This is a genomic window from Peribacillus sp. P4_C12, from assembly GCF_056402095.1.
The window spans coordinates 1-22,292 of record NZ_JBFUIB010000026.1 but is presented as its reverse complement, the minus strand read 5'-3'; the positions used below and the strand labels follow the sequence as shown (position 1 = coordinate 22,292).

Sequence of the window (22,292 nt, the reverse complement as noted above, 5' to 3'; positions counted from 1 at the left end):
TGAAGATGAATTGAATTCTATGAATAAAGGGAAGTAATGAGAAGTAACGCTGTTTTTTACCAAAAAACAGCGTTTTAATAGAATAGAAATGCACTAATTAGACCATATTGGACGAAAACCTCAGTATATCTCCGAAAATAAGAATATATCGACGAAAACCACAATTATATCTTCGGAATTAAAGAACTCAGTTTTCCATCATTAAAAGTCGCAGAGTTTCTTCCATTCCTTCTTTGTATGGACATTTTAGGAAAATATGGGCTGTGGTTTTTGAAGGAGTTAGCGGATGGTAGAGGTATTTTTTAACCAAATATCATAAAAACAGTTATGGTGGCAAAAGCAAGTAAATCAGAACTTGATTAAAAAAATGGAACTCGACTATATGTAGTCGAGTTCCATTTTTGTGGAGCTTTCAATTGACGCTAAATTTCAATGATTATTGGAAGGATCATTGGTTTCTTCTTCGTTTGGTTATAGAGATATTGTCCTATTTCCTTCTTAATAGTTTGTTTAATGATATTCCAACGGTATATTTTATCACTTTGTAATTCGTTGACTGTTTTCGTGACAAGGCGATTTACCTGTCTAAGGAGATCTTCGGAATTTTGAATATATACAAATCCACGGGAAATGGTATCCGGTCCTGACACTATTTTTCTTTCCATTTTGCTTAGTGTTATGACAATTACGAGCATCCCGTCTTCGGAAAGCTGCTTACGGTCCCGCAGTACGATTTCTCCAACATCACCAACGCCCATACCGTCAACAAAGGTATTGCCAGCAGGAACTTTTCTGGTTTGACGGGCGACCGAGTCTTCAATATCCACGACATCGCCATTATTGATAACGAAAATATTGTCCTTCTCTACCCCGACAGACTCAGCTAATATTCGATGTTGGTGCAACATCCTATATTCACCGTGAATGGGTATGAAATACTTAGGCTTCATCAGGGTAAGCATGAGTTTTAACTCCTCCTGGTAGGCATGTCCAGAAACGTGCATGCCTGTTACACTTCCTGATCCGTAAATGACCTTGGCCCCCAGCTGAAACAAGTTGTCGATGATACGTGAAACATCCCGTTCATTTCCGGGGATTGGAGTAGAGGCAAGAATCACTGTATCATCAGGTAATATACTCATATCGCGATAATTCGAACTGGAAAGGCGAGACAGGGCAGCAAAAGGCTCCCCTTGACTTCCCGTACATAAAACCGCGACTCTTTCAGGAGCAAAGTTATCGACTTCATGTGCTTGGATCAGCATCCCATCAGGAATATCGAGGTACCCACGCTCCATGGCGACAGATACGACGTTAACCATACTTCGTCCTAATAAGGCGAGTTTTCGGTTTGTCTTCCGGCAAGCGTTCACAACTTGTTGGACACGATTAACATTTGAAGCAAAGGTAGATAGAAAAACTTTCTGTTTAGCCTGCATAAAGGCCTCTTCAATATGGCTACCAACAAGATGCTCTGAAGGACTTGAGCCAGGTCGTTCAGCATTAGTACTTTCAGATAATAAAACCAGGACACCTTCACTCCCGATTCTGGCCATTTTATGAATATCAGGATATTGCTTATTCATAGGAGTTAAATCAAATTTGAAGTCCCCTGTGTGAACCACTGTACCTTCTGGGGTATGTATGATGACTCCTAGACAGTCGGGTATACTATGATTAGTTTTGAAAAAATCTAGATTTATATTCCCAAATTCAATCTTTGAATCAGAGTCAATCTGAATTAATTCAGTATCACCCAATAGTCTATGTTCTATTAATTTTAATTCAATTAAACCAAGTGTTAAACGTGTGGCATATATGGGTACATTTATTTTTTTTAAGATGTAGGGGATACCCCCTATATGATCTTCATGCCCATGAGTCACAATTAAAGCGCGGATATTATTTATATTTTCCTGGAGAAATGTAATATCAGGAATAATTAAATCAACTCCTAATAAACTTTCATCTGGAAACTTTGCACCACAGTCGATAATAATAATATCGTTTGAATATTGGATCACATACATGTTTTTACCGATTTCATTCACTCCGCCTAAAGCTAATATGGACAAAGCATTATCTTTCGAACTCATTTTTAGCCCTCCTTTTTAAGCAATATTGGTTAGTCTTTCCTTATGTATCCCTTATAATTACTGAAAATTGTTTTGTGAGGGAATTTAGGATTATGCTCCATTTTTAAAGAAGGGGACAAAATAGGCCTATTCATAAAATGACGAATAAATACAATGCATATAAACAACAAAAACAGATGGCTAGCTAAATCAGTTATTCCATCGAAACAGAAAATTAGCTTTTAGGAAGAAAAAACAGTCAAAGAAGATGAAGAAGTTAAATCACTTTATACGGTCGACAGTTATATGAAGTCAGTAGAAGAAAACCTTGAAGCAAAATCGGAAACATTAATCAGTAACATGCAGGAGTTACATAAATACACCATTTACTCTAAAGTGGAATTATTGGATTTTGTAGCATTTGTAGATGACCCTTCAGAGTTTGACTTATCCATTACTATGTTCTCAATGGATAGACAAGCTAATGAAGTCTTTAACGAGGGTACGGATTCTACTATCTTTGCAGGTAGTCTGGGTATGATTGGAAATGTAAGATACACCCACCTGTTAGGTAATCAAACAGATGACTTTTGGGATTTCTACGAACACAATCAAGAAGAACTTAACCATGCAGAAAAACAAGCGTTTGCTACTTATGTCGCAGATTGCTGGAAGAAAGCAGATGGACAAGCAATCACGTTGCCAACCTACTTTTCTCTTCACGATGATTATGAATCCTTTGATTTAAAGAAAAATCAATGGGTTACAGATGATGAGAAATGGTCTTATTGATACTAAAAAAGGAAGGGCCTTCAATTATGAAGGTCTTTCTTGTTCATACATCGGTTACAAATACCAAAGTAAGCGTGCCTAAAGAAATGAAGCCTAAAAAATTGCACTATATAATGAAACTTTAGTTTTTGAGATGTTAATTCAAATGGGGTTTGGGTTTATTGTTCCCCTCTAATTAAGATACATTTAATGTAAGCTATTACGTAACGAGAGGGTCAAGTGCTTATTAATCATCTAAGAGAGGGTATATGAAATTAGAAGGGAAAAAGAAAAAGTACAGCAAAGAAAAGAAGAGATAATTTATAAAATAGGGGGTTTGTACTTTGGGAACTGCACTAATTTTCATATGCATTGTATTGGTGGCTTCTATACTGCAATCAAGTACAGGTTTTGGTTTTTCCATAATGGCGACACCTTTCTTACTAATGTTATTCCAACCGCAAGAAGCCATACAAATAAATATTATTTTATCTTTAGTTATTTCAATATCATTAATTTTGAAGATACGAAATGACATTGATTTTATATTATTAAAAAGATTTATATTAGGAAGTATAGTTGGCGTACCATTGGGTGTTTTAATCTTTGTTTCAATTAACATTAATGCTTTAAAATTAGGGGTTAGCATACTACTTTTAATATTAACATTGTTACTGATAGGCAATTTTAGGGTTAATCCAACACAATTTAGAGATTTCATAGTTGGCGGGATATCAGGTGTTTTAACGACAAGTATCGGTATGCCTGGCCCTCCGTTATTGCTTTACTTTACAGGAACAGATACTGAAAAAGGAAAGTTAAGAGCAACTACCTTAGCATTTTATCTCTTTATTTATTTCATCAGTCTCATAACCCAAATAATCTTTACTGGAACCAACAAAGTAATATGGGAATCAAGTCTTTATGCAATTCCAATTGTATTTCTGGGTTTGTATATAGGTCAAATTATTTTCAAACGGCTAAACCAAAGGGTATTTAGAATATTTACATATATCCTTTTAATTTTTACAGGGATTTATCTTTTACTGGAAAGTTTAAAAGCGTTATAGAAGTAGGCGTCCTTATTCTTATTCTAAATTTCATCTGGTAGTGATCGACACTTTTTTTATACATATGAGTTTGACGGGGGTTTCCGATGTATAACAGCGAATATAATTAAGAGTGGTTTGTTCAGCGGAAGATAAAGAGGAGGGGTAAGTTGACATCAAAACAAGAATTAGCTGTAAAGAACAATGTTGTCTGGTGCGGAATTATAAGTAAACTTCATGGATGTCGAATTAGGAGTGGAAATAACCTCTGGGGTTTGGATAAAAAAGCTCCGACCTATTATCCCGATGTCATTACATTGAGTAATGATGTATGTAACGATGAATTCTTTAATTTTATAGAGGACTCACAAGCAGAGTTTATTAAAGACAGTTTTTCATCCTTAAAACTAGGAGATAACTTTGAACTTTTATATGAAGCTAGTTGGATTTACCATAAACTTGAAATTATTGAAGATATTGAAAAGGCAGCATACAGGAAAATCATCTCAGAAGAGGAACTTCAGTGCTGGACATCGGTTTCCGGATTAAACGGCATTCTGTTACCGGATATCTTATTTCAGCCTGATGTTGTTGTATATGCAAAAGAAGGAGATGAAATAACTGCCGGTTTTATTGCTAATGTCAGTGGAGACACGATTGGCGTATCAAATGTTTTTTCCTCTGGAAATGCTGCTGCATCCATATGGAGAGATATTGTTCATGTAATCAGTGAAAATCATGTAGGCAAGCATTTAGTCGGTTATGAGCAGGATGAAAATCTTAGTGCAGCAGTGGCAGCGGGGTGGGAAAATGTTGGGTATCTGAGTGTATGGAGAAAACGGAATTTATAGCAAGTGGGTTACAGATGATGAGAACTGGTTTATTGATATCCACAACTGACCATTTTCCTTCACATGAATACACAATTTCTGCACATGCAAAACACCTCCGATTATTCGACCGTGGCCAGGAATAATTCAACCTTTAGAGAGATAATTCGACCGTGACCAGGAATAATTCGACCTTCAGAAAGATAATTCGTCCGTGGCCAATAATTCAACCTTCTAAAAGATAATTCGTCCGTGACCAGGAATAATTCGACCTTCAGAGAGATAATTCGTCAGTGGCCAGGAATAATTCGACCTTCAGAGAGATAATTCATCCGTCGTTACAAATAAATCGACCTTCCACCATTTCATAAAATAGAAAAAACAGTATGTGTTCAATAACATACTGTTTTTTCTTTGTATTTAGTTTTTAGGTTAGCCCATTCATTTTCATCAGACTTTATATTTCATTTTCTAATTGGTTCAAGCAGAAGTTGATATTTTCTTCGAAATTTTCAACATATTGCTGGGCAATTGTTGCGTATTGGGTTTTTAAGGTGTTCAGCAAACTTTCTATCAAAAATTGGCGTGGTTTGCTGGATTGCGTTATCTCTTCATGGATGAAATCAATCAGTTCAATTGCTTTGGTTCGATCTTCGCTGCAAGGTAGAGCTTTGTTTGTTGCTTTTTTCAATGCCAAGGTGGATTGCAGCAGATCATTGTGGCTTGTATGAAGATTGCACCTGAAATTAGGAATCCATGTATCAATTAGCTCTGGGTCAAGAATCTGCTCTCCGCTTTCAGCTACCTCATTGACTATATGGACGATTCGGTTCATGCAGTAACGGATGACTTTTATTTCCGGTGAACTGATAGTTTTGGCTTTATAGTTAAAATGATTCAAGTGGGTCATCATCCCAAGAAAGAGAATGGCGCTATCTAACAGATACGGTTTTTTGGTTTCCCCAAATATATCGAGGAACCGACTATACACCCAGCGTATGCTTAATAATTGGATTCGGTTGATGAATTGTTTTAATTCATCGTCGTTAGACACACGCACTTCTTCGATCAGGATAAGTAATTTACTTTGTTTGTTCACCATCATATGCAGTTCCAACTGCTTAATAAAAATTTCAATATCGGCTAAATCTTGACCAATTAATAGTTCTTCACGGGCTTGGCGTAGCTTCTTATGGTAGGAACGGAATATAGCTATAAATAATTCACCCTTCGAAGGGAAATAATTATAAAAAGTACCCTTAGAAATGCCGCTGCCGTCTAAAATGTCCTGGATGGACGTGGCTTGATATCCTTTTTCAATAAACAGCTTATGAGCTGTATCGATGACATTCTGCCTTCGACTATTCATCAAATCACCTAATTTCCATTATACTGCCTGTATAAATGTAATCGTACTCTATTTTTTATTACAGTACAAACCCTTATTTAAACCAGTATATTTTTATTGCAAAAATTGAACTAGAGGTATATTATAGATTTTATGCAGATTGGGTTATACCTATCGTACAATAAAATGAACTATTAGTTTGAATGGAGGAATAGATAAAAAGTGAGTACTGCTCAAATTACTGAAAAAAAGGGCTCATATGGTATCCTGATTATTTTAATGGTCGGGGCATTTATATCCATACTGAATTCGACCCTATTGAATATTGCACTACCATCAATTAAAACAGACCTTGGAATTGAGACGTCTACGGTCCAATGGCTGACAACAGGATACATGCTTGTGAACGGAATCATGATTCCTACAACCGCCTTCTTAATAAGAAAGTATTCGGTGCGTAATCTGTTCTTGACAGCCATGCTGTTATTTTCAATCGGGACGATTGTTGCAGGTGTAGCACACGCATTCCCGCTGTTATTAGGCGCGCGGATGGTTCAGGCTGCTGGTTCGGCGATTATGATGCCATTATTAATGAACGTTCTTTTAACTGCCTTCCCTGTTGAAAAACGCGGCTCGGCGATGGGATTGTTTGGTTTAGTCATGATGTTTGCTCCTGCTATCGGGCCGACGCTTTCAGGCTGGATTATCGAACATTATGATTGGAGAATGCTTTTCCACTTTATTACACCTCTTGCTTTACTGGTTCTTATTTTTGGGTTCTTTAAACTTAAAGACAAGAAAGAAAAAGTTGATATCAAAATTGATATTCTATCTGTCATTTTATCAAGCTTAGGCTTTGGCGGCTTGTTGTATGGATTTAGCTCAGCAGGAAGCAAGGGCTGGGATAGTCCTTTGGTATACGGAACATTAATAGTTGGTGCCGTTTCACTGGTCCTTTTCATTACACGCCAGCTTAAAATGGAAACACCGATGCTTGAATTCAAGATTTTTAAACATCCAATGTTTGCTTTATCTGCAACCATTTCGATCGTACTAAATATGGCAATGTTTTCGGCGATGATCCTAATGCCATTGTATACACAAACAGTCCGTGGCATTTCACCATTTGATTCAGGATTGCTGATGCTGCCTGGAGCACTATTAATGGCCCTCATGTCACCGATCACAGGTAAGCTCTTCGATAAGTTCGGAGCACGCGTGCTTGCTTCAATCGGTTTGTTTATCACCGTGGTCACAACGTATTTCTTCAGTAAATTATCAATGGATACTTCATATACACATATTGTACTATTGTTTTCAATCCGGTCATTCGGGTTGTCGATGGCAATGATGCCTATCATGACAAATGGTTTAAACTCGCTGCCAGCCCGTATGAACCCACATGGTACAGCGATGAATAATACGCTGAACCAGGTTTCCGGAGCAATCGGTACAGCACTACTTGTTACGGTCATGTCTAACCGGTCAGCTTCGACTGGTGAGGATCTTATGACTAAAGCGATGAGCAAATTAACAGGTCAGCCTACTACTGAGATGATGGATCAAATGCAGGCCCAAATCGGGATGCAGGCCATGCTGGATGGGATTAACTTTTCCTTCTTTGTGTCTACCTTTATCGCAGCTGTGGCGTTGATTTTGTCATTATTTATTAAGCGCGCATGGCCGGCAAAAGATAAGCCAGCTGAAAAAGCTGATCAGACCGCTTAATCATAAGTAATGTCTGAATGACTAAATGGTGCAGTCAATAATTTTAGAATAGGTTATAGATTAAGGCATGGTCATGGCGGTTTCCTTTTCGGAATATGCTTGTGATCATGCTTTTTTTGCAAGTAAAAGCGGAGAGATAAAAAAGCAGTGCCATTTCTAATCGAATGGCACTGCTTTTTAAGTTATGACGCTATATCTTCTGAATTCACCTTTGCATGCTGGATATGACTCGTAATCCAGCCAATTACTGCTGCAGAAACGAGATAGGCAAGTAAAATCCAAATCTGGGTCTGTAAGTTTGACCAGCCGCCTATTGAAATGACTTCTTGTAGCTCCTGAAGGGAATGAGCCATAGGTAAAAATTGACCGATTTGTGTTAAAATCGACATTCCAAGTTCACCCGGGAATGTTCCACCGCAAGTGGCTAATTGAAATACAAGAAGGGTCACGGCTGCGAATTTGCCGACGATTCCGAATACGGTTACCAGCATAAGTATGAAAGTCATGAAGGTAAACGAAACGATGATGCTTGATAGAATAAATAATGGAACGCTAGCCACATGTAAATGGAATCCAAGGAGCACAACTGCATCCACGAGAAGTGCCTGAATCAAGCCGATAACATAAACTAGCCCTAATTTATTCGTAAAATGAACGGTTCCGGTAACCTTAAGATTCTGTCTACGGCCTAGCGGCAGGATATTGGAAGCCATAATGCCGCCTACATAAAAGGCTAGAGACAGAAAGTAAGGAGCGATTCCGGTTCCATAGTTTGGAACTTCCGAAAGATTGGATTGGACCAATTGCACAGGTTCAGAGAACATCGAAGTGGTAGAATCGCTGTACTGAAGGCTTGCTGTTTTATCCGCGGCTTCATTAAGTTTGGAAGATAACTTGTTTGAGCCCGTTTCTAGTGAAGCAAGTCCATCCTGAAGTTCCGTTGATCCACTGGCTAGTTGACTGCTTCCGCCAGCAAGTGAAGTGATTCCGGTGTTTAGAGTGGAAAAGCCACTTGTCCATTTTATAAATCCGTTTGTGAAAAGGCTTGCTCCCTCGTTTAATTGCTTAGCACCCGAGGTAGCCTGCGCCATTTTATCACCAAACGTTTTCATACCAGCTTGAAGGGCGACTTGCCCATCTGACACCTTTTCCGCCCCTTGCCCCAATTGCTTTTGCCCAGCGGTTAAAGTAGTGGCCGCATTGGATAATCCATCAGATAAGGCAAGGATTTGCTTGAAGTTTTGATCTTGCTTTGCTTCAGGATGACTTTGGACATACGCATCCAATTGCTTCTTTAGGGTATTTGCTGTACTTTCCGCCTGTTCCTGTCCTTGCACCAATTTTGCATTGCCAGCTGACAAGTCTTTAACTCCCTTGCTCACCTTGTTCATACCATTTTCTAATGTTTGTTGTCCATCTGTTAGCTGTTTCATGCCGGTATACAAGGTCTGGGAACCTGATGTTAGACCTTCCGCGCCAGTAGATAAGGCTTCTTGTCCGTCCGAAAGCTGGGTGCTTCCTGTACGTAGCTTCTGGGCACCATCATTTAATCTCTGAATACCATCTGCTAATTTCTCACTGCCGCTTTTCGCATCGACAGTTCCTTGATGAAGCTCCTCGGCTCCATTTCCGGCGTCTGCTAAGCCTTTAGAAACATCTTGGAATTTGGAAAGGATGCCTTCCGAATAGCCTTTAGTGATGCTTGCATTGATTTTGGTGGTCATTTTTTCAACTGCAGTTGTACTAATTTGTGAGGCAACGAAGTTTTTACCCGGATTAATTTTATATAAAAGTTTAGCGGCTTCCGGTTTTTCATCCATTAAAGTGGTGACATTTTCAGAAAAATCATCTGGAATCGTGACAACCATATAGTAGGTTTCCTCTTTAAGCCCTGTATCTGCCGCCTTTGCCGATACAAAGTGAAAGTCCAATTCTTTCTGCTTCTTCAATTGTTTAACAAAGTCATCTCCTGCCTCGATTGGCTTATCGTCCATTTCGGAACCTGTATCGAGGTTGACCACTGCAACAGGTAGCTGATCCAACTTACCGTAAGGATTCCAATACCCTGCTAAAAAGAAACCTGAGTAAATCAATGGAACGACTAAAAGAAAAATCAAGGCGATTCTTCCGTGTTTATGTTTCCACATTGCTTTTATGTCTTGAAGTACGAGTTGTAATCCTTTCATTAATGAGCCTGTCCTTTCTAACTAAATGAGATTATTTCATCATAAGGGCTTTTTTAAATACTGTATAATACATAATTAGTTATATAATAATAGATTTGAATCTATACGAAACGAGTGATAAAAATGGAAATATTACAGCTGCAGTATTTTCAAACCGTGGCACGCCTAGAACATATGACGAAGGCTGCGGAGCAACTTCAAATTGCTCAGCCGTCTCTCAGTAAAACCATTTCTCGACTTGAAGAAGATTTGGGAGTGGCGTTGTTCGATCGGGAACATCGAAAAATCAGGCTGAATGCGGCCGGAAGGATATTCTTGAACCGTGTCGAACGAGCTTTTGCAGAATTAAATGAAGGAAGGCGCGAGATTGTGGAATTAGCGGACCAGGATCAAAAGAATATTACGTTGGCTGTTACCATTCCAAGAGTGCTGCCTGATTTACTGGGGACATTTTTATCAGAATATCCAGATGTTCGTTTTCAACAATTTCTTAAATCTGTATCTTCCATGAAACAATTGCTTATTGAAGGGGAGATTGATTATTGCATTTCGTCCGTTCCGATTGAAGGCCCCGATATTAAGTGGGAACCGCTGATAAAGGAAGAAATATTTCTGATTGTGCCTCCCGATCATCGACTAGCAGGGAGGGCGTGCATTCATCTTAATGAAGTGAAAGACGAAGCGTTCATTAGCATGAACACAGGTTTTGGATTCCGCAACTTAACGGATCAATTTTGCCAAGAAGCTGGATTTATTCAGAATATCGCATTTGAAGGCGATGAGCCGGCTGTTATCTCAGACCTTGTCAGAAGGGGCTTAGGTGTCGCTTTTGTATCAGAGTTAACTTGGCTGCACCAAACCGGGTCGCTGTCACATAAAATTCGAATAACAGAACCTGCTTGCCAAAGGACGATTGGATTGGGATGGTCGGAAAAACGATACTTTACACCAGTTGCCAAGCAATTTCGGTTATTTGTCATGGATTATTTTTCTACAATCTCTAAGGAGCTTAAGGATTCACTGTAGAATATGTGCCGCCTAATGAACTAATGACGCATCGGCCGAATTAAATGTACGAAGGACGAATTAAATGTGCGAAGGCCGATTAATCGCGAGGGATGAATTATTCTTTGGGAAGGTCGAATTATTCTGCGAGAAGGCCGAATTAAATGTGCGAAGGACGAATAAATAGCGAGAAGGCCGAATTAAATGTGTAAAGGCCGAAATAATAGCGCGTCGGCCGGATTATTCTGCGCGAGGGACGAATAAATTGCCCAAAGGTCGAATTAAATGTGCGAAGGACGAATTAATAGCGAGAAGGCCGAATTAAATGTGTGAAGGCCGAAATAATAGCCCGTCGGTCGAATTATTCTGCGTGAAGGTCGAATTAAATGTGCGAGGGACGAATAAATAGCGCAAAGGCCGAATTATCCTGCCCAACGGTCGGATTATCTTTCTGTCGGCCGAATTAATTCTTTCGCAGATTTTGCACATACTCTAAAACAATTTTCACCCGTTCTTGAACGGTATAATCTCCTTCAATCCTTAATAAAGGACAAGTTAAGCCTGACATCCATTTTTCATGAGAATACTTGCTCCTGACTTCCATTCCAGCCTCGTCATATAGGGAGGCCCACTCTAAAAAGTTATTATATTGATCGAAATGGCTGCCTCCAACTAAAATTTCCTTGCCATACCTTTGTGCCTCTCTTTGCTGCAGCCTTTCTATTCTTATATTTTTTGGAATCCATAAAAATATAACTAAATCAAAATAACTTATAAATTCATCACCCCACCCGCATAACGAACCCGATAGTATCCATTCATCATAAGTTAATAAATCTTTTCGGAGTATTTGTTTTCTTTCTTTTACTTCTCTTTTTTCACTAAACTTATGCAGCCAGTAATAATCATCTGTATCAAAATGAACTGTCGATATTGAGTTTGATAATGCTTTTCCGAGGGTTGTAGTTCCTGAACCTGAAGCACCGATAATATGTATTTTTTTCATTCTTTTCTCTTCAACTCCGAATCTTTTTTATGATAGGTAATAAATATTCCATTAGATAATAAAAAATTCCTTCCTCATGACCAGAGCCTATTTTTACATGCTTCTAAAAAATGCTCCCTATCAGAGTGTAATGTCGGTAGTTGAAGCTGATAAGTCTTCATTATGTGGTAATATTAGGTTGTTATAATAGGGAATTAAGAAAGACTTTTACTTTAGCTTTTTTAATGAATGAAGTGTTTGAAAGGAGTGTTCCAAATGCAGTTAACGATTCAGGCTTCGGGCGACAATGTACAAGCTATATCTTATTTATTGTCTAAGAACCCGAGAAATTTATATGAGAGAAATCATAAAGGTCATTTAGTGCGCCTTTTTTATAGCAAGTTTACAGAAACAGAACTGGAAGCGACGATTTTTGTTACACCGGACCCGATCGAATTGGTAAAAGGCAATTCCAATTCCTATGACATTACTCATTACATAAATGATCGGGAGTTTGCGGTAAGCAGCATTTTTTGTTCATTGATTAGGTCTGCACTGGGGACAGCTTTGAACGGTCAGCCGAAGGAAGAGCATACAGAGTGGGTGAATCATCCGTTTTCGTTTCAGTTCGAGTTTGGCCCTGTGGTTTCTTCTCTTTCTGATAACCAATTAAAGGATTTATTTGAGCCGATTGGTTATGAAGTGATGATTACCCGTCCGGAAATTGAGTACTCTTTCCAAATTAAAGATAAAAGCTCGGCAAGATCCATTTCTTTAAAAGGAATGAAAACACTACAAGAAGGGTTAAGGCATTTGTTTGTATTGATTCCGGTCATCGATAACTATAAGCACTACTACATTGATGAAAAAGAAATTGAAAAGCTTGAGAGATATGGAGACGGGTGGCTGAAAGATCATCCGATGCGAGATTATATCTATCGCCAATCACTTAGATTTAAGGAAGTATACAGCATCGTCGAGAACAGGAAACCTGAAGAGAAGAAGGAAGAAAAAGAAAGCAAGGTTCGGCTGAATGATCTTCGCTATGAAAAAATCGTTGATACAGTCAGTCAAATGAATCCAAGAAGCATCGTGGACTTCGGCTCTGGTGAAGGGAAACTTTCAGTACGCCTTGGTTTTGTAGAAGGGATAAAAGAAATCCTGGCTGTTGAACCGTCCCAAACTGCTGCCATTAAAGCCTTAGGACGATTCGAGAAAGTGAAGAATAAAGAGAAATTTGTGGTTCCTGAAACACTATGGGGCTCACTCTTCTACTATGATGAAAGATTAAAGAACAAGGATGTCATTATCTTGTGCGAAGTCATCGAGCATATCGACGAGTACCGTCTGCCTAAGGTGCTGGATACGATATTACATGACTATCAACCGAATGCCCTGATTATTACAACGCCAAACCGTGAATATAACGAGGTATACGATATGGAGGATGTTCTTCGACACAACGATCATCGTTTTGAGTGGACAAGAGCTGAATTTCGTCAGTGGTGTACAGAGCGAAATCACCGTGATATCTATAGCCTTAAATTTGAAGGAATTGGTGAAGAGCATGATACATATGGTTATCCGACACAAATGTGTGTGTTCGAAAGAAAGGAGGACTAACTATGCAAATCGTATTGCCCCATGCAGGAATTGTCTTGCTGATTGGACCATCCAATAGCGGTAAGTCAACATGGTTAAAAAGCATGATTGAAAAAGAAGAGATTCTGCCTTCAGAGGTCGTTAGTTCAGATGCCTTTCGGGTATTGGTGAGTGATATTGAATTTATTGATTGGCGGGACAGACCAAAGGATGAAGCGGACAATCTGATGGATGAATACCAGTCCATTTCAGGCGAAGCATTTTCCATGATGGATTCCGTCATTGAAGCAAGATGCCGTTTAAATAAATTAACCTTTATTGATGCGACCAATCTTCACCCAGAGGATCGGAAACGATATATCTCTTTAGCTCAAAAAAATAATGTCCCAATCCTATCGATTGTTCTGGATATACCTGAAGAGGATCTGCTTGTCAGAGATGAACAAAGAGATTATCCACGCGGAAAAAGACGTATTAAACAGCAATACCAGACGTTCAAAAGGGAAAAGCGCGTCCTGAAAAAAGAAGGGTATTTGTCTCTTTACACGTTAAAGGGAACAGAAGATATTCAGGTAATCAGACGTACAAATCCAATTGAAAAAGACATCCAGAATGGGATCGACATCATTGGGGATATTCATGGCTGCTATAAGGAAATGATCCTCGTCCTTGAAAAACTAGGCTATCAAAAAAATGAGGAAGGCCTCTATCTTCACCCTGAAGGCAGGAAGTTTGTTTCCATTGGGGATGTCATGAGCAGAGGACCAGAGTCACTTAAAACGATGCTCTTTTTCTATGAACATGTTCAAAAGGACGTTGCCTATATGATTGACAGCAATCACGGCTGGAAAATTGCTAGATGGCTAGATGGAAGAGACGTAACATTAAATCATGGTGATGAAAAAGTGGAAGAAGAATTTAAAGCGTACGAAGAGGAGTATGGAAGCGAAAAAGCAGAGGAAACGAAACAGACACTTAAAGAATTCCTCCTTCAAGCTCCTTCCCATTATGTATTTACCAAGAATGATGTACAGACTTTAGTTTGTGTTCATGCCGGAATCAAAGACGCTTTCATCGGAAAGCAGTCTGAAGCTGTGCGTGACTTCTGCCGTTACGGTGATACGAATGGATTTGATGAAAAAGGAAAGCCAGTGCGTAAAGATTGGTATATTTCTCATAAGAAAAGCTCACTGATTGTCTGGGGACATGATCCGAAGCCACAACCGCTGCTAATTAACAATACCATCAACATCGATCAAGGTGTTGTCTTTGGCGGAGCATTAACAGCTTTTCGCTATCCGGAGGGAGAATTCATTTCGGTACAAGCGAGTCAAGATTTTTCAGGAGCCGATGACAATCCTCTAAGAGAATGGGAGAAAAACCGTTTGAATCCGCCGAATATTGGCAAGTTCGTCAATGGGTATTCAGTATTGACAGAAAAAATGGGCGAGATTAAAATTCATCAGGATATTGTAAAGTCTGCGATTGATACGGTATCACATTTCACGATACCGATTGAACAATTAATATACATCCCGCCTACAATGAGTCCAACACCAAGTCCATCCGCATTGGAATATTATTTAGAGCATCCCAAAGAGGCAATCGACTATTACAGAAGCCATGGGATTCAAACCATGATTGCTGAAAAGAAACATATGGGGAGCCGGGCAATTCTTTTTCTATTTAAAGATACTGAAGCTGCTAAGAAGCATACAGGTTTCGAATCTTTGGGAGTTATTTATACCAGAACGGGCAGACGTTTCTTTGACGTCGCGACGGAGGAAGAACTGGTCTTGAAAATCAATCAAGATTTGCATGAAAGCGGCTATTTTGAAAAGTACGATACGGACTATGTGCTCCTTGACGCTGAAATCATGCCCTGGAACCTGAAGGCAAAAGAGCTCATCAGCAGCCAATATGCCCACGTTTCTGAAAATGCGATTCTTGATCGAACGATGCTGAAGGAAAAAATAGCGGAAGCATCTCGTGAGAACATGGAGTTAAAAGGATGGTTGGAAGAGTATGAGCAAAAACTGGAAAATGCCTATACTTTCAAAGAAGTCTTTCAAAAGTATTGCTGGGAGATTGAAGATATAAATTCTATACAAATCGCTCCATTCCACGTGCTTGCTCATAGCAATGAAACCTTTTTTGATCAGCCACATACATGGCATATGGAGATGAACAGGGAGTTTGCAATCCGATCTAGTTTATTTGTAGAAACGGAATACAAACTAATCACGAGTGAAGCAAGTGAAGAAGAGGTCATTAAATGGTGGCAGGATATCACAAGCGAAGGCCATGAAGGCATTGTAATCAAGCCGGAATTCTACATTTCAAGAAATAAAGGCAAGCTATTGCAGCCCGCCATTAAAGTAAGGGGAAGAAAGTACCTTAACATTATTTATGGAATGGACTACTTGCTACCGAAAAATCTTGAGCGGCTGAAAAGCAGGAATACAGGCAAAAAGCAAAAACTAGCGCTGAGAGAATTTTCTCTGGGAATCGAAGGCATTCAAAGATATGTAAAAGGTGAATCGATTGAGAGAGTCCATGAATGTGTTCTAGGAACATTGGCCATGGAATCGGATCCTGTGGATCCCAGATTGTGATAGGTAAGAGGAAGTATGTTTTTCAGGTTCTTCGTCACTTAAGGGGTACTTGAGTTTAAAAAGAGGGGTTGCTGCGGCAACCTTTTTCTTTTTGAACTAAAGAAGGTTAGATAGTAAAAATAGCTGGTTAAGAGGGGGGAACGGTTTTTGTTATAATAAATAATTAAAAAAACTTTTAGAAAGAAAGGTTGTATTTATGAAAAAGAAATTAATATTTATTGGAATCGGATTACTGTTAGTTTTCATTCTATTATTTAGTACATATAAATTAATGAATTCTAGAACACACCAATTATTCGGAGGGTTAACAGCAAAAGTTGAGACAAATCAAAAAGTGGTTGCTCTGACTTTTGATGATGGTCCATCGAAGAATGTAAATCAGATTCTACCACTATTAGATAAATACAATGTAAAGGCTACATTCTTCCTAATCGGTAATGAAATAGAAAGATACCCAGAGGAAGCTAAAAAAATTGTAGAAGCAGGACATCAAATTGGAAATCATACCTATTCTCACAAGCGAATGGTTTTTAAATCGTCCTCCTATATCAAAGAGGAAATCGAGAAAACGGATAAATTAATTCAAAACTTCGGATATAAGGGTGAAATTGACGTTCGACCACCCAACGGAAAAAAACTTGTAGGCTTGCCTTATTACTTAAATAAAAATGATAGGGACACTATAACCTGGAATATTGAGCCAGATAGCTATTACACTTCTGCTGCTGACAAAGTAAATTATGTGAAGGATCATATTAAACCAGGTTCGATTATCTTAATGCATCCCATGTATGATGATACTGGTAAAGAACTTCAAGCGATTGAAGGTGTATTAAAATTGTTATCAGAAGAAGGATATACATTTGTAACTGTTAATGAGCTTCAGGGTTTTTAAGTTATATAGCTATTAGTGTATTTTTTACGACCTGAATGAACCACTTCAAAAATCAGGGTTACTGCGGCAACCTTTTTGTTGTGTAACGAAAGGACCAGGTTAGTTACATTAAGAATTGGTTTCTCATTAATATTTATGGATATTCTTTCCCCTTTCCCATTTTGCCTTTCATTTGTAAGCAGGTTCGGTACGGTTTGTATTTTGTGAGATAGGATCTCTATTATTAGAGGGATTTTTTGTAGGAGGACTAATTACGACCGACTCTTTAACTGGCGATAATGAATCGGCTATTTTCTTTGAATCGACACCATAGGAAAGTTGGAAAACTTTTGGTGGAGTTAGGCGTAACATACATTGGATGGATCAAGGTGCTGCAGGTACGATTGGGTGGTTCAAAATTTATAAAGATGGTCGTGTAGTGGAAGAATAAGGGGTAAATCACGTAAAATTTGTTCTCTGGTGGGATTTTTTATTAAAAAAACATGGATAGTAATACTGAAAATAAATATATCTATATTTTTCTATAAATAACAAGAAAATACAGATATAATGGATATGGACAGCAATTTGGTATAGTGGGCAGCGGTGACTCCTTTAAGAAAGGGGGTGTCGCTGGTGATTTCTATAATGGACGGTTTGATGCTTATGATCTCATTCGCCTCTTTAATCGTCGCAGTAATCGCGGTTACATTAAAAAAGTAACCCCCTCCATACCATCCGGCCAGATGTATGTAGGAAAAGGGTTACTTTCTTGATCGAGTAGCTACTGACTTACCACAGAAAGCCGCTGCTCTTTATGCAGTTTGCTGTTCATTAAGACACTGGTTTTTACCAGTGTCTTTTTTTATATATGATAGTTATCTTTATTATATCCTCATTTTACCTATACATTCAACTAAAAAACATGGCAAATGGAGTTAGGCCTAACGGTAACGGACATGAAGTTTAATTCATTTTCATTAAATCTTGAAGTTATTTCAAAGCAGATCTTGCACAAAACGAAAGGCTTTGCCGCCGGTGCCCGTTATCCAGGCCGTATCTAGGAACTTGAAGGCTTGGTAAAATGCCCGAAGTGAAATAAAAAAAGCACTAAAGCTTTCGGATTCCAAGAGGAGCCACTTTAGGGCCATGTATAACCAGATTAGATTTTTGTTAAGTTCTTGTCAGATTCCAGTTTGTATAATTTCATTCCCTTGTACGAGGTAATCGAAGGAATCAAACAAAATAGCGCCATGGGTAAACAATAAAGTATATAGACATGTCCTCCATTTTGCAGCAAGGGGATATACGCTAAAGCCGCAAAGAGCAAAACGAAAAAAATGATTGTGAAGATCCCGAAAGATTGATGATAGAAAGCATAAATTTCACTTCTTCGTTCTTCTTGATTGTGTGAAGTCTTTGCAGCTTTGTTTGTTCGAAGGAATAGGTATAAGGAGACTAAGAGAAATAAAGCGGAAAATGGTAAAGCTAGAGCAAATAATGAAACGTCTAGAATGGAAAGATAAAAGCTAGATAAAAAGAACACCTCGGAAACACCTAATGCAAAACAATAATTGAAAATACTTATCTTATCAGGTCGTTTAAGCATGAAATCCCTCCTTCTATATATATATTATGCAACTGCTTTCATGTTCACGACTCTGTCACATTTAAAAGGAAAATAAAGTTTCATCTAGGATTCAAGAGTCTTTAAGACCGGTAAATGTATCCGTATGTGGAAAAAGGAAATGAATATCAATAAGCCCCACTGGCTAACTAGTCAGAGGGGTTATTTTTATGAGGATTTATTTAAGCTTGAAGATGTTGAATAGAGTCCGTACTTATTACGAATAGTAATAAAATATCGGGTAAAGGGGGAGAGCGCTATGACTGCACAAACGATGATGAAAGGATTTCTGCTCGTTCTTCTATTATATTTCCTGTATATAGTGGTGACGGCAGTTGTCCTTTTCTACTTCCTCAAGGAAAAAGAAGAAGATAGGCCGATTAAACATATTAGTGCATATATGGGGGAGAAGGAATCCACCGTGGATCGTGTCCTGCTTCTTGAAGATGGTTATGAATCGGGACTAGCCCGAATGCGAATGATCCAGGAAGCCCAGCATTCAATCGATATTGCCTACTACGCTTTTGGAAAAGGTAAATCAACTGAACTTATTCTTGGAGCCTTGTTCGAAGCTGCTGACCGCGGTGTCAAAGTTAGAATCCTTCTGGATGGAATTTCTCATGGACTCAGAGGTCAATTAAGCAGTGTCCGTTATGCACTGGCATCGCATGAAAACATTGAATTAAGGTACTACGAAACCTTTAAGCCATTTAAGCCCTGGACCTGGCATAACCGCCTCCATGACAAGATAATCACTACAGATGGAAAGTTAGGCATCATCGGAGGAAGGAATATCGCCGATAAGTATTTAGCAAGCAATCCGCCGCCCAAGAATTATGTCTATGACCGGGATGTACTCATTTTCAATGCTAAACAGGAGAAAGATAGTGTTATCGTTGAAATGAAGGGCTATATACATGAATTATGGACTCATCCGTATACGAGCAAAGTCTTTGCGGACCTTTCGAAAAGGCAAAAGGAAAAAGGAAAACGCGTCAGAAATACATTATTAAATCAATACAGCAAAGCTATTCAAAATAATGCCGATTTCGTTAACCCGGCCGTCGATTGGAGCCAGTCTACAACACCTACTAAAAAAGTGTCCTTCATTCATAATCCAATCGAACGTTTCAATAAACACCCTTTTGTGTGGAGATCTCTAGTGGATATTGCTGCGAACGCCAATAAGTCGGTACTTATCCAGAGTCCCTATATTGTTCCTGCGGATGCCATGAAGGAATATGTACCAAAGAATATGGATTCAAAAGCTGATTGGACCATACTTACCAACTCGGTGACATCAACCCCGAATGTGATAGCTTTTTCCAGTTACTTGGCACTTAGGGATAGTATCGTTGAGTCAGGAGCAAGGCTTTATGAATATTCAAAGCTTTATTCATTGCATGGTAAATCGGCTGTTTATGATCAGCGATTAAGTGCAGTTGGTTCCTTCAATCTGGATTCGCGATCTGCCTTTTTAAATACAGAATCGATAGTGATAATCGATGGTGAAGAATTTGCAGCGCAATTGATAGGGGCCATCGAGTCGAAAATCTCAGATAGTACACTCGTCGCGGACAATAAAAGATATATAGAACCACCTGAAGATCAGAAAAAGGAAGAATCTTTCTTTAAAGCGACCTTTTTAAATGCCCTTTCGAAAATAACGGTATATTGGAAAAGGTTCATTTGAATGATGACGAAAAGACAGCAATCCAGTGATTGTTTTCTTTTTGTTTGGAGAAATAGTATACCAAGCTTGATGGAACGAAGACACTGGATAAAGGTAGGTTGGAGAAAGATCAAGCCTTTTTTAACGTTGGGAAAGCTGAGAAAATAGATATAAAACACAAACCCCAACAGCACATTTGAAATAAAGTTGTACCGGTTATAAAAAAGTTTGATCATTTTCTGCCTTTATTTAATACTTTGGTCAAGTCAAACACCCTACAAGTAATCCAGACTATTAAGAATTAGGATGATTCCAACAATACACATTATCCAAGAAAAAGCCGATCCTGTATTATTGGCTATTTTCACCCGAAGTTTCTTAAGAGGTTTTTGCATCCTCCGACCAAACAGGAGATAAAAGAGAAACAGCAAAGAGGGAAGGCATCACCATGATAAAATTGTATCCAGCTAAAATAGAAGACCATTCCATCCATGATAGATTAGAAGTAGTCATTATGCCGATTGCTGCAAAATAAGGAAATGCTGTACCTACTTCAATTAATGAAGTAGTGAATCCCAGAGCCACAATTGAAAGAATGCTTTTTGATTTTGGAGAAGGCAGGTCTGAATTTTTCTTTGTTGGAACATAAAAACTTGCGATGAACAAAATTGCTCCAATAATAAAGACTGTCCAGCTTACGATTCGATTTTGAAATATGCCAGAAATAATCTCAAGCAAAAAAACTAATCCTAACATGAGTGAAACCCCAACAGTAAAATAAAATCCTGCTACCGTCAATAAATAAACCAATAAACGTTGGGTAAGTTTCTCTTTATCTGTTAAAAGTAGATACACCGTTACCCCTAATGTGGCAGGGCTTAGCGTATCCAGTAAAGCCAAACCTCCTATCAGGAAAAGTAGTTCTGTACTCACCATTCTTTCCCCCCTATTCCGGTTGAGGATTATTCTTTTCAGCCATAAAAAATACATATGCCTGATTCATAAACTCAAGCACATCCTGATCAATCGGATATAATCCCAGTTTCTCTGACTGCTTTTCCGACATCCTTATTTCCCACAGCTTATCTAAAAATTCATTCTCACCATCAAATTCCTCTAAACGCTTTTCATCCATTCTTCTAATGATATTTTGAACTTTGGTTGCTTTGGGACCGTCCTTTATATAACACTTTAACTGACCTATCAGAGCAATCCATTCTAGTGAATCAGAACTGTCACTTGTCATATTGGGCACCTTTTTCCATAGCTTTATTTCTCTTTCTTTAAATACAGATTCGCGATAATCCTGCTGTATTTCTTTATCTTTACTGGATAATACCATGATCTTCTGAATCGCAATCCAGTTTTCTTCTCCTTCTATAGCAATTCCATGTATCAATTCCCGTAACGACTGCTCTATTTTCTTTAAGTTTTCCTGCTCTTTTATTACAAAAGATAATTGACTCTTTAAACTATCCGACCAATTCCACTCACTGGAAGCGAGCATATCCTTAATCTCATTTAAGCGAAATCCAATCTTTTTTAAAAATTGAATCTGCTGTAGTTTTTTTATTTCTTTATTCGTATATAAACGATGACCACCTTCTGTTTTGGATGTTGGTTTTAATAATCCGATTTTATCGTAGTGACGCAGTGTTCTTACTGTAACACCTGTCAGCTCTCCAACTTTGTTAATATGTATCAACTGATAAACCTACCTTCCTGTACGTTAAAACCTTATCGTTAACAACTGTTTATTAATTCCACTTTTATTCTTCTTTACGAAAAAAAGTTTTAAGTAAGTACCCTGCTCCCAATCCAATCAGTACACCAGGAAATGCATTATCCAGAGTCAGTCCAACACCAGCACCTATAATGACACATCCATAAATAATAATATCTCCCTGTTTCATCTAACCCCCCCC

General features: G+C 38.4%; 18 protein-coding genes and 2 pseudogenes. 11 read left to right on the top strand and 9 right to left on the bottom strand.

Features of this window, described 5'->3' with window-relative positions; translation table 11 throughout:
* Nucleotides 1-422: 422 nt before the first annotated feature.
* Complete coding sequence (locus AC1DUW_RS07485) at nucleotides 423-2,096, bottom strand: ribonuclease J (protein WP_053347549.1); 1,674 nt, start codon at nucleotides 2,094-2,096, stop codon at nucleotides 423-425.
* Between the two features lie 285 nt (nucleotides 2,097-2,381).
* Here AC1DUW_RS07485 and AC1DUW_RS07480 point away from each other — a divergent pair, with 285 nt between their 5' ends.
* The 3 genes from AC1DUW_RS07480 (at nucleotide 2,382) to AC1DUW_RS07470 (ending at nucleotide 4,746) form a co-directional block, all read left to right on the top strand.
* Entirely contained in the window at nucleotides 2,382-2,867 is a 486-nt protein-coding gene (locus AC1DUW_RS07480) for a hypothetical protein (protein ID WP_053347548.1), read from the top strand.
* Nucleotides 2,868-3,190: 323 nt separating this feature from the next.
* Nucleotides 3,191-3,916, top strand: a complete 726-nt coding sequence (locus AC1DUW_RS07475) for a sulfite exporter TauE/SafE family protein (protein ID WP_053347547.1) — start codon at nucleotides 3,191-3,193, stop codon at nucleotides 3,914-3,916.
* 149 nt (nucleotides 3,917-4,065) lie between these two features.
* Complete coding sequence (locus AC1DUW_RS07470) at nucleotides 4,066-4,746, top strand: hypothetical protein (RefSeq protein WP_053347546.1); 681 nt, start codon at nucleotides 4,066-4,068, stop codon at nucleotides 4,744-4,746.
* A 436-nt stretch (nucleotides 4,747-5,182) separates the two neighbouring features.
* On the opposite strand, the gene AC1DUW_RS07465 is transcribed toward AC1DUW_RS07470, so the two are convergent.
* Nucleotides 5,183-6,094 carry a TetR/AcrR family transcriptional regulator gene (locus tag AC1DUW_RS07465; protein WP_053347545.1) on the bottom strand — a complete coding sequence of 304 codons (912 nt, stop codon included), beginning with the start codon at nucleotides 6,092-6,094 and terminating at the stop codon, nucleotides 5,183-5,185.
* A gap of 258 nt (nucleotides 6,095-6,352) precedes the next feature.
* On the opposite strand from AC1DUW_RS07465, the gene AC1DUW_RS07460 reads away from it, so the two are divergent.
* A complete protein-coding gene (locus tag AC1DUW_RS07460; RefSeq protein ID WP_053348165.1) occupies nucleotides 6,353-7,801 on the top strand; it encodes a DHA2 family efflux MFS transporter permease subunit in 1,449 nt (482 codons plus the stop codon).
* 182 nt (nucleotides 7,802-7,983) lie between these two features.
* Here AC1DUW_RS07460 and AC1DUW_RS07455 read toward each other — a convergent pair whose 3' ends face one another.
* Nucleotides 7,984-9,987 carry a YhgE/Pip domain-containing protein gene (locus AC1DUW_RS07455; RefSeq protein ID WP_053347544.1) on the bottom strand — a complete coding sequence of 668 codons (2,004 nt, stop codon included), beginning with the start codon at nucleotides 9,985-9,987 and terminating at the stop codon, nucleotides 7,984-7,986.
* Nucleotides 9,988-10,110: 123 nt separating this feature from the next.
* Between AC1DUW_RS07455 and AC1DUW_RS07450 the strand changes: the two genes are divergently transcribed.
* A complete protein-coding gene (locus AC1DUW_RS07450; RefSeq protein WP_053347543.1) occupies nucleotides 10,111-11,013 on the top strand; it encodes a LysR family transcriptional regulator in 903 nt (300 codons plus the stop codon).
* Nucleotides 11,014-11,455: 442 nt separating this feature from the next.
* On the opposite strand, the gene AC1DUW_RS07445 is transcribed toward AC1DUW_RS07450, so the two are convergent.
* Nucleotides 11,456-11,998, bottom strand: a complete 543-nt coding sequence (locus tag AC1DUW_RS07445; RefSeq protein WP_053347542.1) for an ATP-binding protein — start codon at nucleotides 11,996-11,998, stop codon at nucleotides 11,456-11,458.
* Nucleotides 11,999-12,253: 255 nt separating this feature from the next.
* Between AC1DUW_RS07445 and AC1DUW_RS07440 the strand changes: the two genes are divergently transcribed.
* The 3 genes from AC1DUW_RS07440 to AC1DUW_RS07430 all read left to right on the top strand — a co-directional run bounded on the left by AC1DUW_RS07440 (nucleotide 12,254) and on the right by AC1DUW_RS07430 (nucleotide 17,089).
* A complete protein-coding gene (locus AC1DUW_RS07440) occupies nucleotides 12,254-13,600 on the top strand; it encodes a 3' terminal RNA ribose 2'-O-methyltransferase Hen1 (protein ID WP_053347541.1) in 1,347 nt (448 codons plus the stop codon).
* Nucleotides 13,601-13,602: 2 nt separating this feature from the next.
* Nucleotides 13,603-16,194, top strand: a complete 2,592-nt coding sequence (locus tag AC1DUW_RS07435; RefSeq protein ID WP_053347540.1) for a polynucleotide kinase-phosphatase — start codon at nucleotides 13,603-13,605, stop codon at nucleotides 16,192-16,194.
* 196 nt (nucleotides 16,195-16,390) lie between these two features.
* Nucleotides 16,391-17,089, top strand: a complete 699-nt coding sequence (locus tag AC1DUW_RS07430; RefSeq protein ID WP_053347538.1) for a polysaccharide deacetylase family protein — start codon at nucleotides 16,391-16,393, stop codon at nucleotides 17,087-17,089.
* Nucleotides 17,090-17,326: 237 nt separating this feature from the next.
* Here AC1DUW_RS07430 and AC1DUW_RS07425 read toward each other — a convergent pair.
* Nucleotides 17,327-17,440 (bottom strand): annotated as a pseudogene (locus tag AC1DUW_RS07425) (cupin domain-containing protein); the annotation flags it as partial.
* A 224-nt stretch (nucleotides 17,441-17,664) separates the two neighbouring features.
* Between AC1DUW_RS07425 and AC1DUW_RS07420 the strand changes: the two are divergent.
* Nucleotides 17,665-17,844 carry a hypothetical protein gene (locus AC1DUW_RS07420; protein WP_255264005.1) on the top strand — a complete coding sequence of 60 codons (180 nt, stop codon included), beginning with the start codon at nucleotides 17,665-17,667 and terminating at the stop codon, nucleotides 17,842-17,844.
* Between the two features lie 156 nt (nucleotides 17,845-18,000).
* Complete coding sequence (locus AC1DUW_RS07415) at nucleotides 18,001-18,132, top strand: hypothetical protein (RefSeq protein WP_477642276.1); 132 nt, start codon at nucleotides 18,001-18,003, stop codon at nucleotides 18,130-18,132.
* A gap of 98 nt (nucleotides 18,133-18,230) precedes the next feature.
* Here the strand turns inward: AC1DUW_RS07415 and AC1DUW_RS07410 are convergent, their stop codons facing one another.
* On the bottom strand, nucleotides 18,231-18,677 hold the full coding sequence (locus AC1DUW_RS07410) for a hypothetical protein (protein WP_053347537.1): 447 nt from the start codon (nucleotides 18,675-18,677) through the stop codon (nucleotides 18,231-18,233).
* 277 nt (nucleotides 18,678-18,954) lie between these two features.
* Between AC1DUW_RS07410 and AC1DUW_RS07405 the strand changes: the two genes are divergently transcribed.
* Entirely contained in the window at nucleotides 18,955-20,388 is a 1,434-nt protein-coding gene (locus tag AC1DUW_RS07405; RefSeq protein ID WP_053347536.1) for a phospholipase D-like domain-containing protein, read from the top strand.
* Between the two features lie 254 nt (nucleotides 20,389-20,642).
* On the opposite strand, the pseudogene AC1DUW_RS07400 reads toward AC1DUW_RS07405, so the two are convergent.
* From AC1DUW_RS07400 to AC1DUW_RS07390, 3 genes and pseudogenes are all read right to left on the bottom strand, one after another.
* Nucleotides 20,643-21,303, bottom strand: a pseudogene (locus AC1DUW_RS07400) (GAP family protein).
* Nucleotides 21,304-21,313: 10 nt separating this feature from the next.
* The gene (locus AC1DUW_RS07395; RefSeq protein WP_053347535.1) at nucleotides 21,314-22,072 is read right to left on the bottom strand and encodes a MerR family transcriptional regulator; all 759 of its coding nucleotides are present in this window, start codon (nucleotides 22,070-22,072) and stop codon (nucleotides 21,314-21,316) included.
* Nucleotides 22,073-22,136: 64 nt separating this feature from the next.
* Nucleotides 22,137-22,280 (bottom strand): hypothetical protein, encoded by a 144-nt coding sequence (locus AC1DUW_RS07390; protein ID WP_053347534.1) that lies wholly within the window; start codon nucleotides 22,278-22,280, stop codon nucleotides 22,137-22,139.
* Between the last annotated feature and the right edge of the window lie 12 nt (nucleotides 22,281-22,292).

What these genes read in the sequence shown, in the direction of transcription:
- AC1DUW_RS07485 (WP_053347549.1), bottom strand. Translation starts at nt 2,096, where the DNA reads ATGAGTTCGAAAGATAATGCTTTGTCCATATTAGCTTTAGGCGGAGTG.
- AC1DUW_RS07480 (WP_053347548.1), top strand. Translation starts at nt 2,382, where the DNA reads ATGAAGTCAGTAGAAGAAAACCTTGAAGCAAAATCGGAAACATTAATC.
- AC1DUW_RS07465 (WP_053347545.1), bottom strand. Translation starts at nt 6,094, where the DNA reads ATGAATAGTCGAAGGCAGAATGTCATCGATACAGCTCATAAGCTGTTT.
- AC1DUW_RS07460 (WP_053348165.1), top strand. Translation starts at nt 6,353, where the DNA reads ATGGTCGGGGCATTTATATCCATACTGAATTCGACCCTATTGAATATT.
- AC1DUW_RS07455 (WP_053347544.1), bottom strand. Translation starts at nt 9,987, where the DNA reads ATGAAAGGATTACAACTCGTACTTCAAGACATAAAAGCAATGTGGAAA.
- AC1DUW_RS07450 (WP_053347543.1), top strand. Translation starts at nt 10,111, where the DNA reads ATGGAAATATTACAGCTGCAGTATTTTCAAACCGTGGCACGCCTAGAA.
- AC1DUW_RS07445 (WP_053347542.1), bottom strand. Translation starts at nt 11,998, where the DNA reads ATGAAAAAAATACATATTATCGGTGCTTCAGGTTCAGGAACTACAACC.
- AC1DUW_RS07440 (WP_053347541.1), top strand. Translation starts at nt 12,254, where the DNA reads ATGCAGTTAACGATTCAGGCTTCGGGCGACAATGTACAAGCTATATCT.
- AC1DUW_RS07435 (WP_053347540.1), top strand. Translation starts at nt 13,603, where the DNA reads ATGCAAATCGTATTGCCCCATGCAGGAATTGTCTTGCTGATTGGACCA.
- AC1DUW_RS07430 (WP_053347538.1), top strand. Translation starts at nt 16,391, where the DNA reads ATGAAAAAGAAATTAATATTTATTGGAATCGGATTACTGTTAGTTTTC.
- AC1DUW_RS07415 (WP_477642276.1), top strand. Translation starts at nt 18,001, where the DNA reads ATGGAGTTAGGCCTAACGGTAACGGACATGAAGTTTAATTCATTTTCA.
- AC1DUW_RS07410 (WP_053347537.1), bottom strand. Translation starts at nt 18,677, where the DNA reads ATGCTTAAACGACCTGATAAGATAAGTATTTTCAATTATTGTTTTGCA.
- AC1DUW_RS07405 (WP_053347536.1), top strand. Translation starts at nt 18,955, where the DNA reads ATGACTGCACAAACGATGATGAAAGGATTTCTGCTCGTTCTTCTATTA.
- AC1DUW_RS07390 (WP_053347534.1), bottom strand. Translation starts at nt 22,280, where the DNA reads ATGAAACAGGGAGATATTATTATTTATGGATGTGTCATTATAGGTGCT.